14 protein-coding genes are annotated in these 15,666 nt (G+C 30.1%); 5 read left to right on the top strand and 9 right to left on the bottom strand.

Annotated features, from left to right (window positions below; all coding sequences use genetic code 11):
• Nucleotide 1: 1 nt before the first annotated feature.
• The 6 genes from carB (LJD34_RS07635) to LJD34_RS07660 all read right to left on the bottom strand — a co-directional run bounded on the left by carB (LJD34_RS07635) (nt 2) and on the right by LJD34_RS07660 (nt 9,742).
• Nucleotides 2-3,199, bottom strand: a complete 3,198-nt coding sequence (carB, locus tag LJD34_RS07635; RefSeq protein WP_227359564.1) for a carbamoyl-phosphate synthase large subunit — start codon at nt 3,197-3,199, stop codon at nt 2-4.
• Between the two features lies 1 nt (nt 3,200).
• Nucleotides 3,201-4,271, bottom strand: coding sequence for a carbamoyl phosphate synthase small subunit (locus LJD34_RS07640; RefSeq protein WP_227359565.1), 1,071 nt, complete (start codon nt 4,269-4,271; stop codon nt 3,201-3,203).
• A 273-nt stretch (nt 4,272-4,544) separates the two neighbouring features.
• Nucleotides 4,545-5,510, bottom strand: a complete 966-nt coding sequence (locus LJD34_RS07645) for a hypothetical protein (protein WP_227359566.1) — start codon at nt 5,508-5,510, stop codon at nt 4,545-4,547.
• Between the two features lie 112 nt (nt 5,511-5,622).
• The gene (gene carB, locus LJD34_RS07650; protein WP_227359567.1) at nt 5,623-8,841 is read right to left on the bottom strand and encodes a carbamoyl-phosphate synthase large subunit; all 3,219 of its coding nucleotides are present in this window, start codon (nt 8,839-8,841) and stop codon (nt 5,623-5,625) included.
• Between the two features lie 226 nt (nt 8,842-9,067).
• Nucleotides 9,068-9,382 carry a hypothetical protein gene (locus LJD34_RS07655; RefSeq protein WP_227359568.1) on the bottom strand — a complete coding sequence of 105 codons (315 nt, stop codon included), beginning with the start codon at nt 9,380-9,382 and terminating at the stop codon, nt 9,068-9,070.
• A 171-nt stretch (nt 9,383-9,553) separates the two neighbouring features.
• Nucleotides 9,554-9,742 (bottom strand): hypothetical protein, encoded by a 189-nt coding sequence (locus tag LJD34_RS07660; RefSeq protein WP_227359569.1) that lies wholly within the window; start codon nt 9,740-9,742, stop codon nt 9,554-9,556.
• A 140-nt stretch (nt 9,743-9,882) separates the two neighbouring features.
• On the opposite strand from LJD34_RS07660, the gene LJD34_RS07665 reads away from it, so the two are divergent.
• Nucleotides 9,883-10,095, top strand: a complete 213-nt coding sequence (locus tag LJD34_RS07665; RefSeq protein WP_227359570.1) for a hypothetical protein — start codon at nt 9,883-9,885, stop codon at nt 10,093-10,095.
• 21 nt (nt 10,096-10,116) lie between these two features.
• Here the strand turns inward: LJD34_RS07665 and LJD34_RS07670 are convergent, their stop codons facing one another.
• Nucleotides 10,117-10,413: a helix-turn-helix domain-containing protein gene (locus LJD34_RS07670; RefSeq protein ID WP_158546495.1), complete on the bottom strand. Its 297-nt coding sequence runs from the start codon at nt 10,411-10,413 to the stop codon at nt 10,117-10,119.
• Between the two features lie 171 nt (nt 10,414-10,584).
• Here LJD34_RS07670 and LJD34_RS16425 point away from each other — a divergent pair, with 171 nt between their 5' ends.
• Genes LJD34_RS16425 through LJD34_RS07685 form a run of 4 tightly spaced genes read left to right on the top strand, consistent with a single transcriptional unit; the run spans nt 10,585 to nt 13,071 of the window.
• A complete protein-coding gene (locus LJD34_RS16425; protein WP_264474802.1) occupies nt 10,585-10,716 on the top strand; it encodes a hypothetical protein in 132 nt (43 codons plus the stop codon).
• Nucleotides 10,717-10,732: 16 nt separating this feature from the next.
• Complete coding sequence (locus LJD34_RS07675) at nt 10,733-11,431, top strand: LytR/AlgR family response regulator transcription factor (protein ID WP_227359571.1); 699 nt, start codon at nt 10,733-10,735, stop codon at nt 11,429-11,431.
• Nucleotides 11,418-12,605, top strand: a complete 1,188-nt coding sequence (locus LJD34_RS07680) for a hypothetical protein (protein WP_227359572.1) — start codon at nt 11,418-11,420, stop codon at nt 12,603-12,605. Before LJD34_RS07675 ends, LJD34_RS07680 begins: the two co-directional genes overlap by 14 nt.
• On the top strand, nt 12,586-13,071 hold the full coding sequence (locus tag LJD34_RS07685) for an accessory gene regulator B family protein (protein ID WP_158560057.1): 486 nt from the start codon (nt 12,586-12,588) through the stop codon (nt 13,069-13,071). Before LJD34_RS07680 ends, LJD34_RS07685 begins: the two co-directional genes overlap by 20 nt.
• Before the next feature lie 21 nt (nt 13,072-13,092).
• Here LJD34_RS07685 and gltA read toward each other — a convergent pair whose 3' ends face one another.
• A complete protein-coding gene (gene gltA / locus LJD34_RS07690; protein WP_175301391.1) occupies nt 13,093-14,481 on the bottom strand; it encodes an NADPH-dependent glutamate synthase in 1,389 nt (462 codons plus the stop codon).
• Nucleotides 14,481-15,329 carry a sulfide/dihydroorotate dehydrogenase-like FAD/NAD-binding protein gene (locus LJD34_RS07695; RefSeq protein WP_117788143.1) on the bottom strand — a complete coding sequence of 283 codons (849 nt, stop codon included), beginning with the start codon at nt 15,327-15,329 and terminating at the stop codon, nt 14,481-14,483. Before LJD34_RS07695 ends, gltA begins: the two co-directional genes overlap by 1 nt.
• Nucleotides 15,330-15,666: the final 337 nt, after the last annotated feature.

A 15,666-nucleotide genomic window follows, 5' to 3' on the forward strand; every position in this document is an offset into this window, starting at 1 on the left:
TTTATCTTAATTTTGTAATATCAATTAATGATGGTACACCTTGTTTACGTTTTTCAAGTGAATCAATAAGTGCTTTTGCTGTATCAAGTGACGTATAAATTGGAATACCTGCTTCTACGGCAAAACGTCTAATTAAGAAGCCATCTTTTAAGTTATCATTTCTTGTTGGAATATCGATTACTAAATCAACTGTATCCGTAAACATTAAGTCAAAGATTGTATTTGTTTTTTCACAGATACGATTGACAAAATGTACAGGTACGTCATGTTCTTTTAAGAATTTATATGTTCCTTCTGTTGCATATAAATCATAACCAAACATATAATATTGTTTAGCGATTGGTAAGAATTCTTCTTTAGAAGAATCTTTAATTGTACAAATGATATTCTTTCTCTTAGGTAATTGAATACCTGTTCCCATGAATGCTTTATAAATAGCTTCATCTAAGTTTTTAGAAATGCCTAAAACTTCACCTGTTGATTTCATTTCAGGTCCTAAAGAAATTTCTGCACCTTTGATTTTTTCAAATGAGAACACTGGCATTTTAACTGCAATTGTTTCTTTTTCCGGAACAATTCCATAAGAATATCCTTGTTCTTCAATTGTATGTCCCATAATTGCTTTTGTAGCAATGGCAACAATTGGGATATCTGTAACTTTTGAAATATAAGGAATTGTTCTTGAAGATCTTGGGTTAACTTCAATAACATAAACTTGATCTTCATAAACAATGAATTGAATATTGATTAATCCCACAACATGTAATGCTTTAGCAAGACGTTTTGTATAATCAACGATAACATCTTTAATTTCTTGTTTGATTTTTTGTGGTGGGTAAACAGAAATACTATCTCCAGAGTGAACTCCCGCACGTTCAACGTGTTCCATAATACCTGGAATTAAGATACCATGTCCATCACAAACTGCATCAACTTCAACTTCTTTACCAGATAAGTATTTATCAATTAAGATTGGATGTTCTTGGTATTGTCTATTAATGATTTTCATGAACTTTTTAATATCACCATCATTTAAGGCAATTTCCATACCAGCACCACCTAATACATAAGATGGTCTTACTAAAACTGGATATCCTAATTTATTAGCAACTTCAATGGCTTCTTCTGTTGTAAAGACTGTTGAACCTCTTGGACGGTCAATATGACATTTTTCAAGAATTTCATCAAATCTTTCTCTATCTTCAGCTGCATCTACATCATCAGCATCTGTTCCTAAGATTTTAACACCCATATCTGTTAAAGCTTTTGTAAGTTTAATGGCTGTTTGTCCCCCAAATTGCACGATGGCTCCATCTGGTTTTTCAATATCAACAATGCTTTCTACATCTTCAGCAGTTAATGGTTCAAAATATAAACGATCTGCAATATCAAAGTCAGTTGATACTGTTTCAGGATTGTTATTAACAATAATTGTATCGTATCCTGCTGCTTTTAAGGCCCATACACAATGTACCGAACAGTAATCGAATTCGATACCTTGTCCTATACGAATTGGTCCTGATCCTAAAACCATGATTTTTTTCTTTTCTCTTTGAGGTTCTACTTCGTTCACTCCACCTTGAATTGAATAGTAATAAGGTGTTTGTGCATCAAATTCTGCCGCACATGTATCAACAACTTTATAAGCTGCAACAATATTATTTTCTTTACGCATTTGATGAATTTCTTGTTCTGTTTTTCCAGTTAATTCAGCAATGACTCTATCTGGGAATTGTAATCTTTTTGCTTGTTTTAATAAATCAACTGTTAATTCTTCTGTTTTAATTCTTTCTTCCATTTCTACTAAATGTTTGATTTTATCAATGAACCAAACATCAATTTTAGTAATTTCATGGATTTCTTGTTCAGTAATTCCTTTTCTTAAGGATTCAGCTACTGCAAAGATACGTTGATCATCAACATCTTTTAATTTTTGTTTTAATTCATCATGTGTTAATTTTGTAAAGGCATCTAAATGTAAGTAGAAAACATTTTGTTCAAGAGAACGTAAAGCTTTCATTAAAGCTCCTTCAAAGTTATTACAGATTGACATAACTTCTCCAGTTGCTTTCATTTGTGTTCCTAATTTTCTTGAAGCATCAACGAATTTATCAAATGGCCATTTAGGAATTTTACATACAACATAGTCTAATGTTGGTTCATAAGAAGCGTATGTTTTACCTGTAACGGCATTTTTGATTTCATCTAAGGTATATCCTAAAGCAATTTTAGCCGCTAATTTAGCAATTGGATAACCTGTTGCTTTAGAAGCTAAAGCTGATGAACGAGAAACACGTGGGTTTACTTCGATAACACAATATTCAAAGCTATTTGGATTTAATGCATATTGAACGTTACATCCACCTTCAATATTTAATGCTGTAATGATATTTAAAGCTGATGAACGTAACATTTGATATTCTTTATCTGATAAAGTTTGGCTTGGTGCCACAACAATACTATCTCCTGTATGAACACCAACAGGATCTAAGTTTTCCATGTTACATACAGTAATACAGTTTCCTACACTATCTCTCATTACTTCATACTCGATTTCTTTCCATCCAGCAATACATCTTTCAATTAAACATTGACTTACTCTTGATAGACGTAAACCATTTGAACAAATATCATGAAGTTCTTTTTCATTATTTGCGATACCTCCACCAGTACCACCTAAAGTATAAGCAGGTCTTACAACAACTGGATAACCAATTTTTTCGGCGAATTCTAAAGCGTCATTAACATGGTTAACAACGATGGATGCAGCACATGGTTCGTTAATTCTTTCCATTAAGTTTTTAAATTCTAAACGATCTTCTGCAAGTTTGATGGTATCTGTATTTGTCCCAATTGTACGAACATTGTGTTCTTCTAAGAATCCTTCATCCGCTAAAGCCATAGCGATATTTAATGCATTTTGTCCACCTAATGTTGGTAAAATGCTATCTGGTTTTTCTTCCATGATTAATTTTTTAACAACAGGTACAGTTAATGGTTCGATATAAACTTTATCTGCGATATCAGCATCTGTCATGATAGTTGCTGGGTTTGAGTTAATTAAAACAACTTCTACCCCTTCTTCTCTTAAAGCACGACATGCTTGTGTTCCAGCATAATCGAATTCTGCTGCTTGACCAATGATGATAGGTCCTGAACCGATAACTAATACTTTTTTAATACTTAAATCTCTTGCCATCTTATTTACCCTCCATCATTTTTTCAAATTCATCAAATAAAGCATCTGTATCTAATGGACCAGCACATGCTTCTGGATGAAATTGTACTGTTTTAATATTTTTACCAATATATTCAACACCTTCAATTGTTTGGTCATTTACATTAATAAACCAAGGTTTTGCGATATTTCGATCAATAGAATCATCACAAATTACATAGTTATGATTTTGTGTAGAAATATAAACACGACCTGTATTTAAATCTTTAACAGGATGATTTGCACCATGGTGTCCATATTTTAATTTTTCTGTTTTAAAACCATGAGCTAAAGCCATCAATTGATGTCCTAAACAGATTGCAAAGATTGGTAAACCACTTTCAGATAGTTTTTTAACTTCTTTAATGATTTCAACATTTTCGCTTGGATCTCCAGGACCATTTGATAACATCACTCCATCATAGTTTCCTTCAATGATTGTACTTGCAGGAGTAGATGCTGGATAAACTGTGACTTCTATATTTCTCTTTGCAAGTGATTTAGCAATATTCTTCTTAGCACCAAAATCTAATAAAGCAACTTTTCGATCTCCACTACCTACTGTATAAGGTTTGTCACATGTTGTTCTTTCAACGACACCAGTTACTTTAAAGTTATGTATTTTTTCCATCACTTCACTTAAATCATCATATTTTGTTGTTGTAATCATTCCATTCATACAACCTTTATTTCTAATGATTTTAGTTAAATGTCTTGTATCGATTCCTTGAATACAAGGAATGTCATGTTCAATTAAATAATCTTTTAAATCAATATTTTTTCTAAAATTACTTCCAAGTCTTGCAAGTTCATTTACAACAAATCCTTCAACATAAGGTTTTGTAGATTCTTGATCTTCTAAGCATACTCCATAGTTTCCAATCAATGGATATGTCATAACAACTGATTGTCCTGCATAGGAAGGATCTGTCAGTACTTCTACATATCCTGTCATCGACGTATTAAATACAAATTCACTGACAACTTCTTTGTCAGCTCCTACGCTTTCACCTTCAAATACGTTTCCATCTTCTAAGATTAAATAGGCTTTCATATATTTTCCTCCTTTTTTTGTTATAAAAAAACATATCAATTAAAAATGATATGTTAGAAACAATGAGAATATAAAAATGAGGTACTCGTATTCAATTGTAAGCAATCATATTTGACACTTTGTTGTAACATAGCCCTCATCTCCTTTTGTTCTTGAATAGTATAGTAGATTTGATAACATTTTTCAACACTATTTTATAATTTTTTATTATTATGTAATTTTATTTTATTAACAATTTTTTAGTATAAGAAAAAAAGAGATTTTACTCTCTTTCTATTTTTGAAAATACTTTTCTATTTCTTTTACTTCTTTTTCTGGAATTTTTAACAGCTCTGCTGCTTTAGAAAACGATATATTTAAACTACTCATCAAATTAGAAATAAGTTTCCTATTATTTTCTTTACGTTCCATTTGTTTACCCTGATTGATTCCTTGACTTATTCCTTCATTTCTTGCTTCTAATGCAATACTTTCGCCTAAATTACACATACCCTTAACCTCACTTTCTATCCTTTTCGTATCAAATCCATACTCTTCTATAATTATTTGTTTTCCCTTATAATCTAATACATTATTTAAAAAGACCATCAATGGTGTCAATAATTCATCATATACTTCGTACTTTTTATTTAAGTCATGTTCTTTGTTTAAGTATATCACAAGAATTACTCCCTTGTCATAAACTTCTTTTTCTTCTGCTGTCGTTCCACAAACAATCCTTTCATTTGTTTCATAGACATTCATATGCCCATCTTTTATCTTTGGAGCCTTTGGCATAATCCACAAAGAATAAACCTTTTTCATTCCATCATAGTTTTTACCATCATACTCTCTTCCCCATTGACTAGATAACATTCTGGCAATATAAGCTTGCCCTCTCGTAATAATTGAGTATCCTGGATAAAGATTATTTTGTATTTCTACATTCAAATAAACCCGTATTTTCTTTCCATCTTTTTGTGGTACATCAATATAACATAAAATATCATAATATACCATCCCTTCATCTTTGATGAAGCCTTCCTTATCTACAAGATGAAAATGTGGATTAACTATTCTATCACCTATATGTACTCCTTTTATTAGTCTTCTAATTTCTTCAATACTTAAATGCTTTGCTTCATCTACAACTACCTTTATGATTCTTGATAATACTTCTTCATTTCCTATGATCATTTTACACAGATGATCATACATTGTTGTTTGTTTACTTGTTGTTATTTTATTTATTTTGTCCATAAGTAGTCCTCCTACTTATTTATCTGTTCTTTTTTTACTTTTTTTCTTCTTTTTTTGAAAAAAAATAAAAAAATTGTTAGGAAATCAGATGATTTCCTAACAATCATGTATCTTAGTCTTTAATAGCTTTATGATATTCTTGAAGTGATTTAACTTCATGTGTTCCATGAATTTCAGCTTCTAAGATACCTTCTACAGCTGCATTTGCAGCAGCAATGTTTGTCATGTATGGAATTTTCATTTTAATAGCTGTTTTTCTAATATAACTATCATCATGTGCAGATTCTTTACCATGTGGCGTATTGATCACCATATCAAGTTCACCATTTGTAAGAGCATCTGCAATATTTGGACGACCTTCTTTGATCTTTTTAATTTTGATAGCTGGAATGTTATTGCTATTGATTAATTCAAATGTTTTACCTGTAGCCACAATTTCAAATCCTGCATCATAATATTTTCTAGCAAGAGCAACAACATCTTTTTTATCTCTATCAGAGACAGAAATTAAAACACGACCAGATGTTGGTAATTTTGTTTGAGTAGCTTCTTCAGCTTTAAAGATAGCAGCTCCATAAGAATTAGCTAAACCTAATACTTCTCCTGTTGATCTCATTTCAGGCCCTAGAATTGGATCAACTTCAGGGAACATATTGAATGGGAAAACAGCTTGTTTTACACCAATATGAGGAATCTTTCTATCTTTTAAATCTTTAACAGGTGATGGTCTACCTGTAAGTTCACTCGTAACGATATCTGTTGCAAGTTTTACCATGTTGATGTTACATACCTTAGATACTAAAGGTACTGTTCTTGAAGCACGTGGATTTGCTTCTAAAACATAAACTTTATCATCAGCAATCGCATATTGCATATTCATTAAACCACGTACATTCATTTCTCTAGCAATTTTCTTAGTATATTCTTTTATTGTTTGTACATGTCTTACTGGAATATGTTTAGATGGTAAAATACATGCTGAGTCCCCTGAGTGAATACCAGCAAGTTCAATATGTTCCATAACAGCAGGCACAAAAACATTTTCTCCATCAGAAATAGCATCTGCTTCACATTCCATCGCATCATTTAAGAAACGGTCAATTAAGATAGGACGATCAGGTGTTACCCCAACAGCAGCTGCCATATATTGTTTTAATGAATCATCATCGTAAACAACTTCCATACCTCTACCACCTAATACGTAAGATGGTCTTACCATTAATGGATAACCAATTCTTTGAGCGATTTCTAAAGCATCATCGATTGTTACAGCCATTCCTGATTCAGGCATTGGAATTTCTAATTTTTCCATCATTTCATTAAATAAGTCACGATCTTCTGCCATATCAATTGTTTCAGGTGTTGTTCCTAAAATATTTACACCATTTTCTTTTAATTGACTTGCTAGATTTAATGGTGTTTGTCCCCCAAATTGAGCAATGACTCCTAATGGTTTTTCTTTTTCATGAATACTTAAAACATCTTCTAATGTTAATGGTTCAAAATAAAGTTTATCAGATGTATCATAATCTGTTGAAACTGTTTCTGGGTTACAGTTAACAATGATTGTTTCAAATCCTAATTTCTTTAAGGCAAGAGAAGCATGAACACAGCAATAGTCAAATTCAATACCTTGACCAATTCTGTTAGGTCCTCCACCTAAGATCATGATTTTTTTATTATTTGATACTTCATCTTGATCTTTTCCATTATATGTAGAGTAATAATAAGAACTATCTTTTGTACTTGATACATGAACTGGTTCCCAGACTTGATGCATACCCATAGCAAGTCTTTGATTTCTAATTTCTTTTTCTTCAACATCTAATAACTTAGAAATATATTTATCAGCAAAACCATCTTGTTTAGCTTGTTTTAAAACATTGTCTGGTAATTGTTGTCCTTTATAAGAAGAAATTTTTTCTTCTTCTTCAACAAGTTCTTTCATTTGTTCAATGAAATAATGTTTAATTTTTGTAAGTTCAAATAATTCATCAACAGTAGCTCCTTTTCTTAAAGCTTCATACATAATGAATTGTCTTTCACTTGTTGGATTAACTAATAATTTTAATAATTCATCTTTAGATAAATCATTAAAGTTCTTTGCATATCCTAAACCATAACGTCCAATTTCTAATGAACGAATTGCCTTTTGAAAAGCTTCTTTATAAGTTTTACCAATACTCATAACTTCCCCTACAGCTTTCATTTGTGTACCAAGTTTATCTTCTGCTCCTTTGAATTTTTCAAAAGCCCAACGTGCAAACTTAATAACAACATAATCCCCATCAGGATAATATTTATCTAACGTTCCATATTTACCACAAGGAATCTCATCTAATGTAAGTCCAGCCGCTAACATTGCTGAAATTAAAGCAATAGGGAAACCTGTCGCTTTAGAAGCTAAAGCAGATGAACGAGATGTTCTTGGATTGATTTCAATAACAACAATACGATCTGTTACTGGATCATGAGCGAATTGAACATTTGTACCTCCAATAACTCCAATTGATTCAACAATACGATAAGCTTGTTCTTGTAAACGATTTTGCACTTCTTTTGAAATTGTAAGCATTGGTGCACTACAGAAAGAATCTCCAGTATGTACTCCTAATGGATCAATATTTTCAATAAAACAAATTGTAATCATGTTATTTTTAGCATCTCTTACAACTTCTAATTCTAATTCTTCCCATCCTAAAATAGATTCTTCAATTAAGCATTGGTGTACTAAACTTGCTTGCAACCCTCTATTTACAACTGTTTTTAATTCATCAACATTGTAAACAAGTCCTCCACCTGCTCCACCCATTGTATAGGCAGGTCTTACAACTACTGGATAGCCTAATTTATCAGCAATAGCTAAAGCTTCATCAACCGTATTTGCAATTTCACTTCTTGCCATTTCAATACCAAGTTCATTCATGGCTTTTTTGAATTCTAAACGGTCTTCTCCACGTTCAATAGCATCTACTTTTACCCCTAATACTTGAACGTTATATTTGTCTAAAACTCCGGCATTACTTAATTCAGAACATAGATTTAAAGCTGATTGTCCACCTAAGTTAGGAAGTAAAGCATCTGGTCTTTCTTTTTCAATGATTTGTGTTAATCTTTCTACATTCAATGGTTCAATATATGTCACATCTGCAGTTTCTGGATCTGTCATAATTGTAGCTGGGTTAGAATTGACTAAAACAATTTTATACCCTAATCCTCTTAATGCTTTACAAGCTTGTGTTCCTGAATAATCAAATTCACATGCTTGACCAATAATAATTGGTCCTGAACCAATGACTAATACTGTGTTAATATCTTCTCTTTTTGGCATCTTTAATCCTCCTTTTGATTGTAAAAAAAACATATCTTAGAAAAGATACGTTTCAAATTAAAAAATAAAAAGCGAAAAAGGGCCCATGTCTTTATATTGAATTGTCATAAGTAGATCTTTTTTCATAATGGCCTCCTATAAGCAATTTCGCTCTATCTATAGAAAAATTATATAAGATAATGATTGGGAATTAAATAAATTAAAATATAATTATCATACTAATTTTTTATTTCCATGCCAAATAATATCCTTGCCAATTCTTTTTAAGTTGAGCTGTTACTTCTTGTTTCTTTTTTATTCCCATTTCATTTGTATACGTATATTCAACCATCACAGTATCTTCTTTTTTTATATTTTTACATGTATACGCTTTTTCAAATTCAATATATTCTTTATCCCACAAATAGATTTCATCTTTCTTTATCTTATTTCCACTAAATGAAAGAGTAAAATCACCTTTGTTCTTTTTTTCATTATAACTTTCTAACATGATTCCACCACTAGCATCTTCATCTAAATAGTTTTCAAAGTTCACATCCATATCTAATACTTCCGAATTTGTTTCACCATTTGTTTGTGAAATAAGCTGTGCAGATTGAAGGGTTTGAATAGGAAGATTTATTGTTCCATTAAAACGATCTTCTTCTTTATTTAAAGAAAGTGTATATGTATCTTTATCTGTTTTAAAAATAACTTGTGCTGTTGTATTATCTTAATAATTTTTTAAAATCAAATCAATATTTATATTATAACTATCCTTTTTAATATCACTGATATAACCACTAAAATAAGAACAAATAGAATTTGTATCTAGTGAAATTGGTTGATCACCATAAAAGTCATTGATTTGTTGTTGCAACGAAGAATTTGCTTCTTCCAATGCATCCATTCTCTCACTCATCTTAACTGCTACATAACTTTCCATAATAAATGCTAGAAAAATAACAATTCCAAAGATAATAATCATATTTCGATGATTAGTATATAGAATCAAAAAAGAATAATGATACAGTTTATTATAATGATTCTATTCAAATTACTTTGAATAAAAAGAATAAAGTTAAAAAAGTAGAACTATTTACAGATCATTACAAAGTTGAAGGTAATTTCTACGTTGGTTTAGAAAAAAATAATTTAGATTACGAAAATCACAAAGAAGCGAACAATCAATATATTGCCTATAGTGAAAATAAAACAGTTAAAATGACCTACACGCTTTCAAACAATACAATTACAAAAATCACATTATCTTAAAAAATAGCTATCATTTGATAACTATTTTTCTTTTAGCTTCTTCATTTTTTCCTCTTTTGCAATCGTTTTAAAAATAATACTTTTACTTGTAGGACTATATGATTCAAAATCTATCTCATGTGCATGCTCATCATATATTGGTGCATCATCCACAATAATCGTTACATTCATACGTAAAATATCATAAATTCTTTTTACTAATTTATTATTGGGATTTAAATTAGGATTTGTTTCAATTCTATAAATAGTACTCTCACTTACTCCTAAGCCCTCTGCAAGCTCTTTTCTAGAAACGCCTCTTTCTATTCTTTTATTCATAATTATCTCATTAACATTCATTATCCGTCACCCTTTTAATTCATGTTAACAATTAAATCGTGCATTTTACGCATTATAAAAGATACCTTCAGGAACGATAACTATTCTTTCATGCGCATTCTATTGACTTCATATCTATGTCAAATATAAAGTACACTTAAGGAGGTAATTATGATAAACTATTTAATTGAAAAATACTTTACATTGTTAAAGGGAATTGCATACGGTAGTGCTTCATCATTATCAAGTATGGATTTTTATGAATTTGAAAAACCTGAACAATTAAAGAATTTAAACAAATAAGGAAGGTGGCATCATTATGAATATTTTGATATTAGAGGATACAAATACTTTTGTAGAGGAGTTTGTTGATATACTCAAAAATAACAATCTATTCACTGATGCCCATTTCTTTTGTCTAGGGGATCACTTTGAAGAGATTGATGATACAAAAGATTACCAAGTTATTTTTATAGATGTTCATTTAAGTAAATCAATAAATGGTATTGTCTTTTCTATAGAACTTAAAAAGAGGTTTCCCAAAGCACTTATTGTTTTTGTGACCATGAACAATAACTTTGTTCATAAATCTATGGAACTTCAACCATTTTATTTCATTAGAAAAGATCATTTAAATGAAGACATGTCTATCTTCTTTAAAATGTTTAAAGAACATTTAGAAAACACAAGTTTTATAGTCATTAACGCTAGAGAAAAACGTGTACGTATTAATACCAGTGATATTATCTACATAGAAGCTGATGGTCATTACTTAAAAATTATCACACTAGATGGTGAATATAAATTTAAAGAAAAAATCAAAGAATTCCAAAAACAACTTAATAATAACAATATCATTCAAGTACATAGATCCTATCTTATTAATTTAGATTTTGTCTATGATGTAAATTCCAAGTTCATCATCTTAAGAAATAAGAAAGAAATCAATATAGGTAAAACATATAAAAAGAAATTCAAACTAGCTTATCAGGACTATTTACTCAATGGTAGCTTATAGTATATTTCTTAATTTTGTAGAAGTATTTACCCTTACTACTTTCGTTTACCTTTATTATTCACTTTCAAATAAGAAAACATTTGTATTATTATTTTGTTGTTTATTATTTGGTTTTGAAATATGTGATATCTTAAAAGAAAACGGTATTGTATTAATGTCATTTAATTTTATAGTCTGTTATGGATTTATCTTGTATAAGAAAAAAGTGTTTAATTTTGGTGATTTGTTTATCCTAGGTTTTTATGTATTTTCAATGAATATTTTACCACTTTTAATATATTATTTTTTGAAACAAACATTAATTTTAAACATTTCAACAATTTATATTTTAGTTGGAATTATATCAAAAATCATACTTATTCTCTTTACTTATTGGTTAATAAAACATCTTAGATATCAAATATATGTTCCAAATAAACAATACTTTTTAGTTGTCATCACAGAAATAATAGTTTTAATTAGTTTAGGAATTATTGGTTATTCTACAGTAGATGCATATGTAAGCTATGCAGAAATACTTATTATTGTTCTATTATTTGTAATTTTTATATTAATTATACTTAATGGTGTTTACTTTAATATGGTTTATACAGAAAAGATGCAATATGAAAAACAATTACAAAAAGAAAAATATATAAAACAAAGCTTACGTCTCATACAAAACATTAGTTATGATATTGATGATAAGAAACATCGTATTCATTGGATATTAAAACACATTAAACACTTAAATAACGATACCAATCCAGAAATATCCAAAGCTATTGAACAATATCAATCTAAAAACACTTACCAAAAATTAGTTGCATCTAAAAATCCAGTATTTGATATTTTGATTTCTGTAAAAATCAATAGGTTACAAGACGATAATATAAGTATTAAACCTTTCTTTGAAATTAGCCAAAATGAAAAATATGATGATTTAGATTTTATTGATGTTATTTCTGAAATATTAGATTATGTTAAAAGACATAATGAAATAACTTTGCACATCAAAGGTCAAGGTATTTATACGTTAGTTGAGCTTTATTCAGAAAATGATTTTTATGATTATGATAGATGTAAAATTGAATCTGATTTAATTGTTAAGAAAAAGAACATTTATAAAGATGGTATTTATTACATGAAATTTTTATTAAAAGGAACAGATGATGATGTTAGAGAAAATTTATGATAAATATGATTTTGATCAAGATTATGAAGTCTATAAGTATGGTCAACAAGTTTTAATATTTAATTCAATCGTTAATATATTTATGTTTATTCTAGGATTATGTTTACATGAAGGACTTATGACACTAGTTTGGATGCTTTCATTTTCTGGCTTAAGAGTAAATTTAGGTGGTTATCATTGTAATAGTCCAATTAAATGTTTTATTACATCTAATAGCGTTTATCTTATTTCAATACTAGCATATCAATATTTAAGTAATTATTTCCTTGTATTTTTATTTATACTATTTGTATTATTACTAGTAATGAGCAAATATTTTAAATATTTAAATAAAAAAGCAAAATTAACAATGTGCATTGAAGTCATTTGCCTTCTAATTCCAAAAATAAATATGATTATAGTTCTAACATTAATAGAAAATATAATTAGTTATTTAATGACAGCCAAAGAAAAAGTCAATTCGTAATGTGAATTGACTTTTTAAATACTATTTATTTTGTAGATATTCATCCATTGCTTTAGCTGCTTTTTTACCAGCACCCATTGCTAAGATAACTGTTGCTGCACCAGTAACAACATCTCCACCTGCATAAACACCATCTTTAGATGTTTTCATTGAATCTTCATCAACGATAATTCCACCCCAAGATTGGCAATCTAAACCAGGAGTTGTATGTCTAATTAATGGATTTGGACTTTGTCCAATAGCAACAATAACTGTTCCTGTTTCAATTGTGAAGTTAGATCCTTCTTTAGCGATTGGTCTTCTTCTTCCAGATGCATCAGGTTCACCTAATTCCATTTCAACACATTCCATAGATTTAACCCATCCATCTTCACCTTCAATTTTAACTGGATTAGTTAATAATTTGAAGATAATTCCTTCTTCTTTAGCGTGATGTACTTCTTCAGCACGAGCAGGAACTTCTTCAGGTCCACGACGATAAACAATATATACGTTTTTAGCTCCTAAACGTTTTGCAGTTCTTGCGGCATCCATAGCAACGTTACCAGCACCGATAACACATACTGTATCTGTTACTTTAACTGGAGTTGGATGATCTGGGAATTGATATCCTTTCATTAAGTTAACACGAGTTAAGAATTCGTTCGCTGCATAAACACCGTTTAAGTTTTCCCCAGGAATTCCTTGGAAACGTGGTAAACCAGCACCACTACCTACGAAGATTCCTTGATATCCTTGTTCTTGTAATTCATCAATTGTAATTGAACGTCCTACAACAACATTTGTTTCGAAATCTACACCTAAAGCAGCAACACCGTCTACTTCGCTTTGTACTAATTTTTTAGGTAATCTGAATTCTGGAATACCATAAGATAATACCCCACCTGTTTTATGTAATGCTTCAAAAACAGTCACATCATAACCTTTTTTAGCTAATTCACCAGCACATGTAATACCAGCAGGTCCTGATCCAATAACAGCAACTTTTTTACCATTTTTTTCAACTTTTAATTCTGCAGGTTTTCCATGTTCTCTATGATAATCAGCAACGAATCTTTCTAATCGTCCGATTCCTACTGATTCAGTTTTAATTCCTCTAACACATTTACCTTCACATTGATTTTCTTGAGGACAAACACGTCCACAAATTGCAGGTAATGCATTTTCTCTTGTAATTGTTTGATAAGCTTCTTCAAATTCACCTTCAGCAACATGATGAATGAATTCAGGAATTGGTACTCCTACTGGACACCCGTCCATACAGAATGGTTTTTTACAGTTTAAGCAACGAGTTGCTTCTTCCATAGCTTGTTCTTTTGTATATCCTAAAGAAACTTCTTCAAAGTTTTTATTTCTTACATTAGGATCTTGTTCAGGCATTTTAACCTTATTTGGTGACATATTAGGCATTATTTTGCACCTCCCATTAAATTACAAATACGATCTGCATTCGCATCTACTTGATGTTCTTCTTCTTTAAACATTCTTTGGCGAGCCATTAATTCATCAAAGTCTACTGATAAACCATCAAAGTCTGGTCCATCAACACATGCGAATTTAATTTTACCATCAACAGTAACACGGCAGCATCCACACATACCTGTACCATCAATCATAATAGGGTTTAATGAAACCATTGTTTTTAAATTATGAGGTTTTGTTACCCCAACAACAGCTTTCATCATAGGTACTGGTCCAATAGCGATAACTTCATCAATTGGATCACCACTATCAATTAATTCTTGTAATTTAACAGTTCCAAATCCTTTTTCTCCTAAAGATCCATCATCTGTCATCACATATACATTTTTACAGAAAGCTTTGAACTTATCTGCCCATAATACATATTGTGCTTCACGTCCACCAATGATAACATCCACATCTACACCCATTTCAGCTAATTTTTTAAGTTGTGGATATAATGGTGCACTACCAACCCCACCGGCAATACCAACAACATGATTTGATTTATGTAAATCAGTTGGTACACCTAAAGGTCCAACGAAGTCAGTGATTTCATCACCTTCGTTTAATTTTGCTAATTGACGAGTTGAAAAACCTACAATTTGATAAATAATTGTAATTGTTTCAGCTTCTCGATCATAATCAGCAATTGTTAAAGGAATTCTTTCTCCATCTTCACCAACTCTTAAAATAATGAATTGACCTGGTTCGCACTTTCTAGCAACCATTGGAGCATGAACTTCCATTAATTCAACAACATCATTTAGTCTTTCTTTTTTGACTATTTTGTACATTTCTGGTTTCCCCCAATTCTTTTAGACTACCTCTATTATACGCTTATGTGAATAAAAAAACAACGTTCCTTCTAGTAAGATTTCCTAAAAGAAAATCGTTGTTTTAATTTTTTAAAAATTCTATATTTTGAATATTTTTTGCTCTTTCAAGCTTTTCAATTAAGTTAATATTATAGTTATTTTTAAACAATAAAGAATATAATATCCATTATATAATCTGCACTTACCTTTGATGAATAAGATCCTATCTTTGAAAAAATATTTTCTTTATAAAAAAGGGGAAAAATAAATTTTGTCCACATGGTAATAATCTTTGAAGATTATTACCTTTTTAGTG

The sequence above is a fragment of the Faecalibacillus sp. MSK20_93 genome (assembly GCF_020589945.1).
Lineage (GTDB): Bacteria > Bacillota_I > Bacilli_A > Erysipelotrichales > Coprobacillaceae > Faecalibacillus > Faecalibacillus intestinalis.

What these genes read in the sequence shown, in the direction of transcription:
- carB (WP_227359564.1), bottom strand. Translation starts at nt 3,199, where the DNA reads ATGGCAAGAGATTTAAGTATTAAAAAAGTATTAGTTATCGGTTCAGGA.
- LJD34_RS07640 (WP_227359565.1), bottom strand. Translation starts at nt 4,271, where the DNA reads ATGAAAGCCTATTTAATCTTAGAAGATGGAAACGTATTTGAAGGTGAA.
- LJD34_RS07645 (WP_227359566.1), bottom strand. Translation starts at nt 5,510, where the DNA reads ATGGACAAAATAAATAAAATAACAACAAGTAAACAAACAACAATGTAT.
- carB (WP_227359567.1), bottom strand. Translation starts at nt 8,841, where the DNA reads ATGCCAAAAAGAGAAGATATTAACACAGTATTAGTCATTGGTTCAGGA.
- LJD34_RS07655 (WP_227359568.1), bottom strand. Translation starts at nt 9,382, where the DNA reads ATGGATGTGAACTTTGAAAACTATTTAGATGAAGATGCTAGTGGTGGA.
- LJD34_RS07660 (WP_227359569.1), bottom strand. Translation starts at nt 9,742, where the DNA reads ATGAGTGAGAGAATGGATGCATTGGAAGAAGCAAATTCTTCGTTGCAA.
- LJD34_RS07670 (WP_158546495.1), bottom strand. Translation starts at nt 10,413, where the DNA reads ATGAATAAAAGAATAGAAAGAGGCGTTTCTAGAAAAGAGCTTGCAGAG.
- LJD34_RS16425 (WP_264474802.1), top strand. Translation starts at nt 10,585, where the DNA reads ATGATAAACTATTTAATTGAAAAATACTTTACATTGTTAAAGGGAATT.
- LJD34_RS07675 (WP_227359571.1), top strand. Translation starts at nt 10,733, where the DNA reads ATGAATATTTTGATATTAGAGGATACAAATACTTTTGTAGAGGAGTTT.
- LJD34_RS07680 (WP_227359572.1), top strand. Translation starts at nt 11,418, where the DNA reads ATGGTAGCTTATAGTATATTTCTTAATTTTGTAGAAGTATTTACCCTT.
- LJD34_RS07685 (WP_158560057.1), top strand. Translation starts at nt 12,586, where the DNA reads ATGTTAGAGAAAATTTATGATAAATATGATTTTGATCAAGATTATGAA.
- gltA (WP_175301391.1), bottom strand. Translation starts at nt 14,481, where the DNA reads ATGCCTAATATGTCACCAAATAAGGTTAAAATGCCTGAACAAGATCCT.
- LJD34_RS07695 (WP_117788143.1), bottom strand. Translation starts at nt 15,329, where the DNA reads ATGTACAAAATAGTCAAAAAAGAAAGACTAAATGATGTTGTTGAATTA.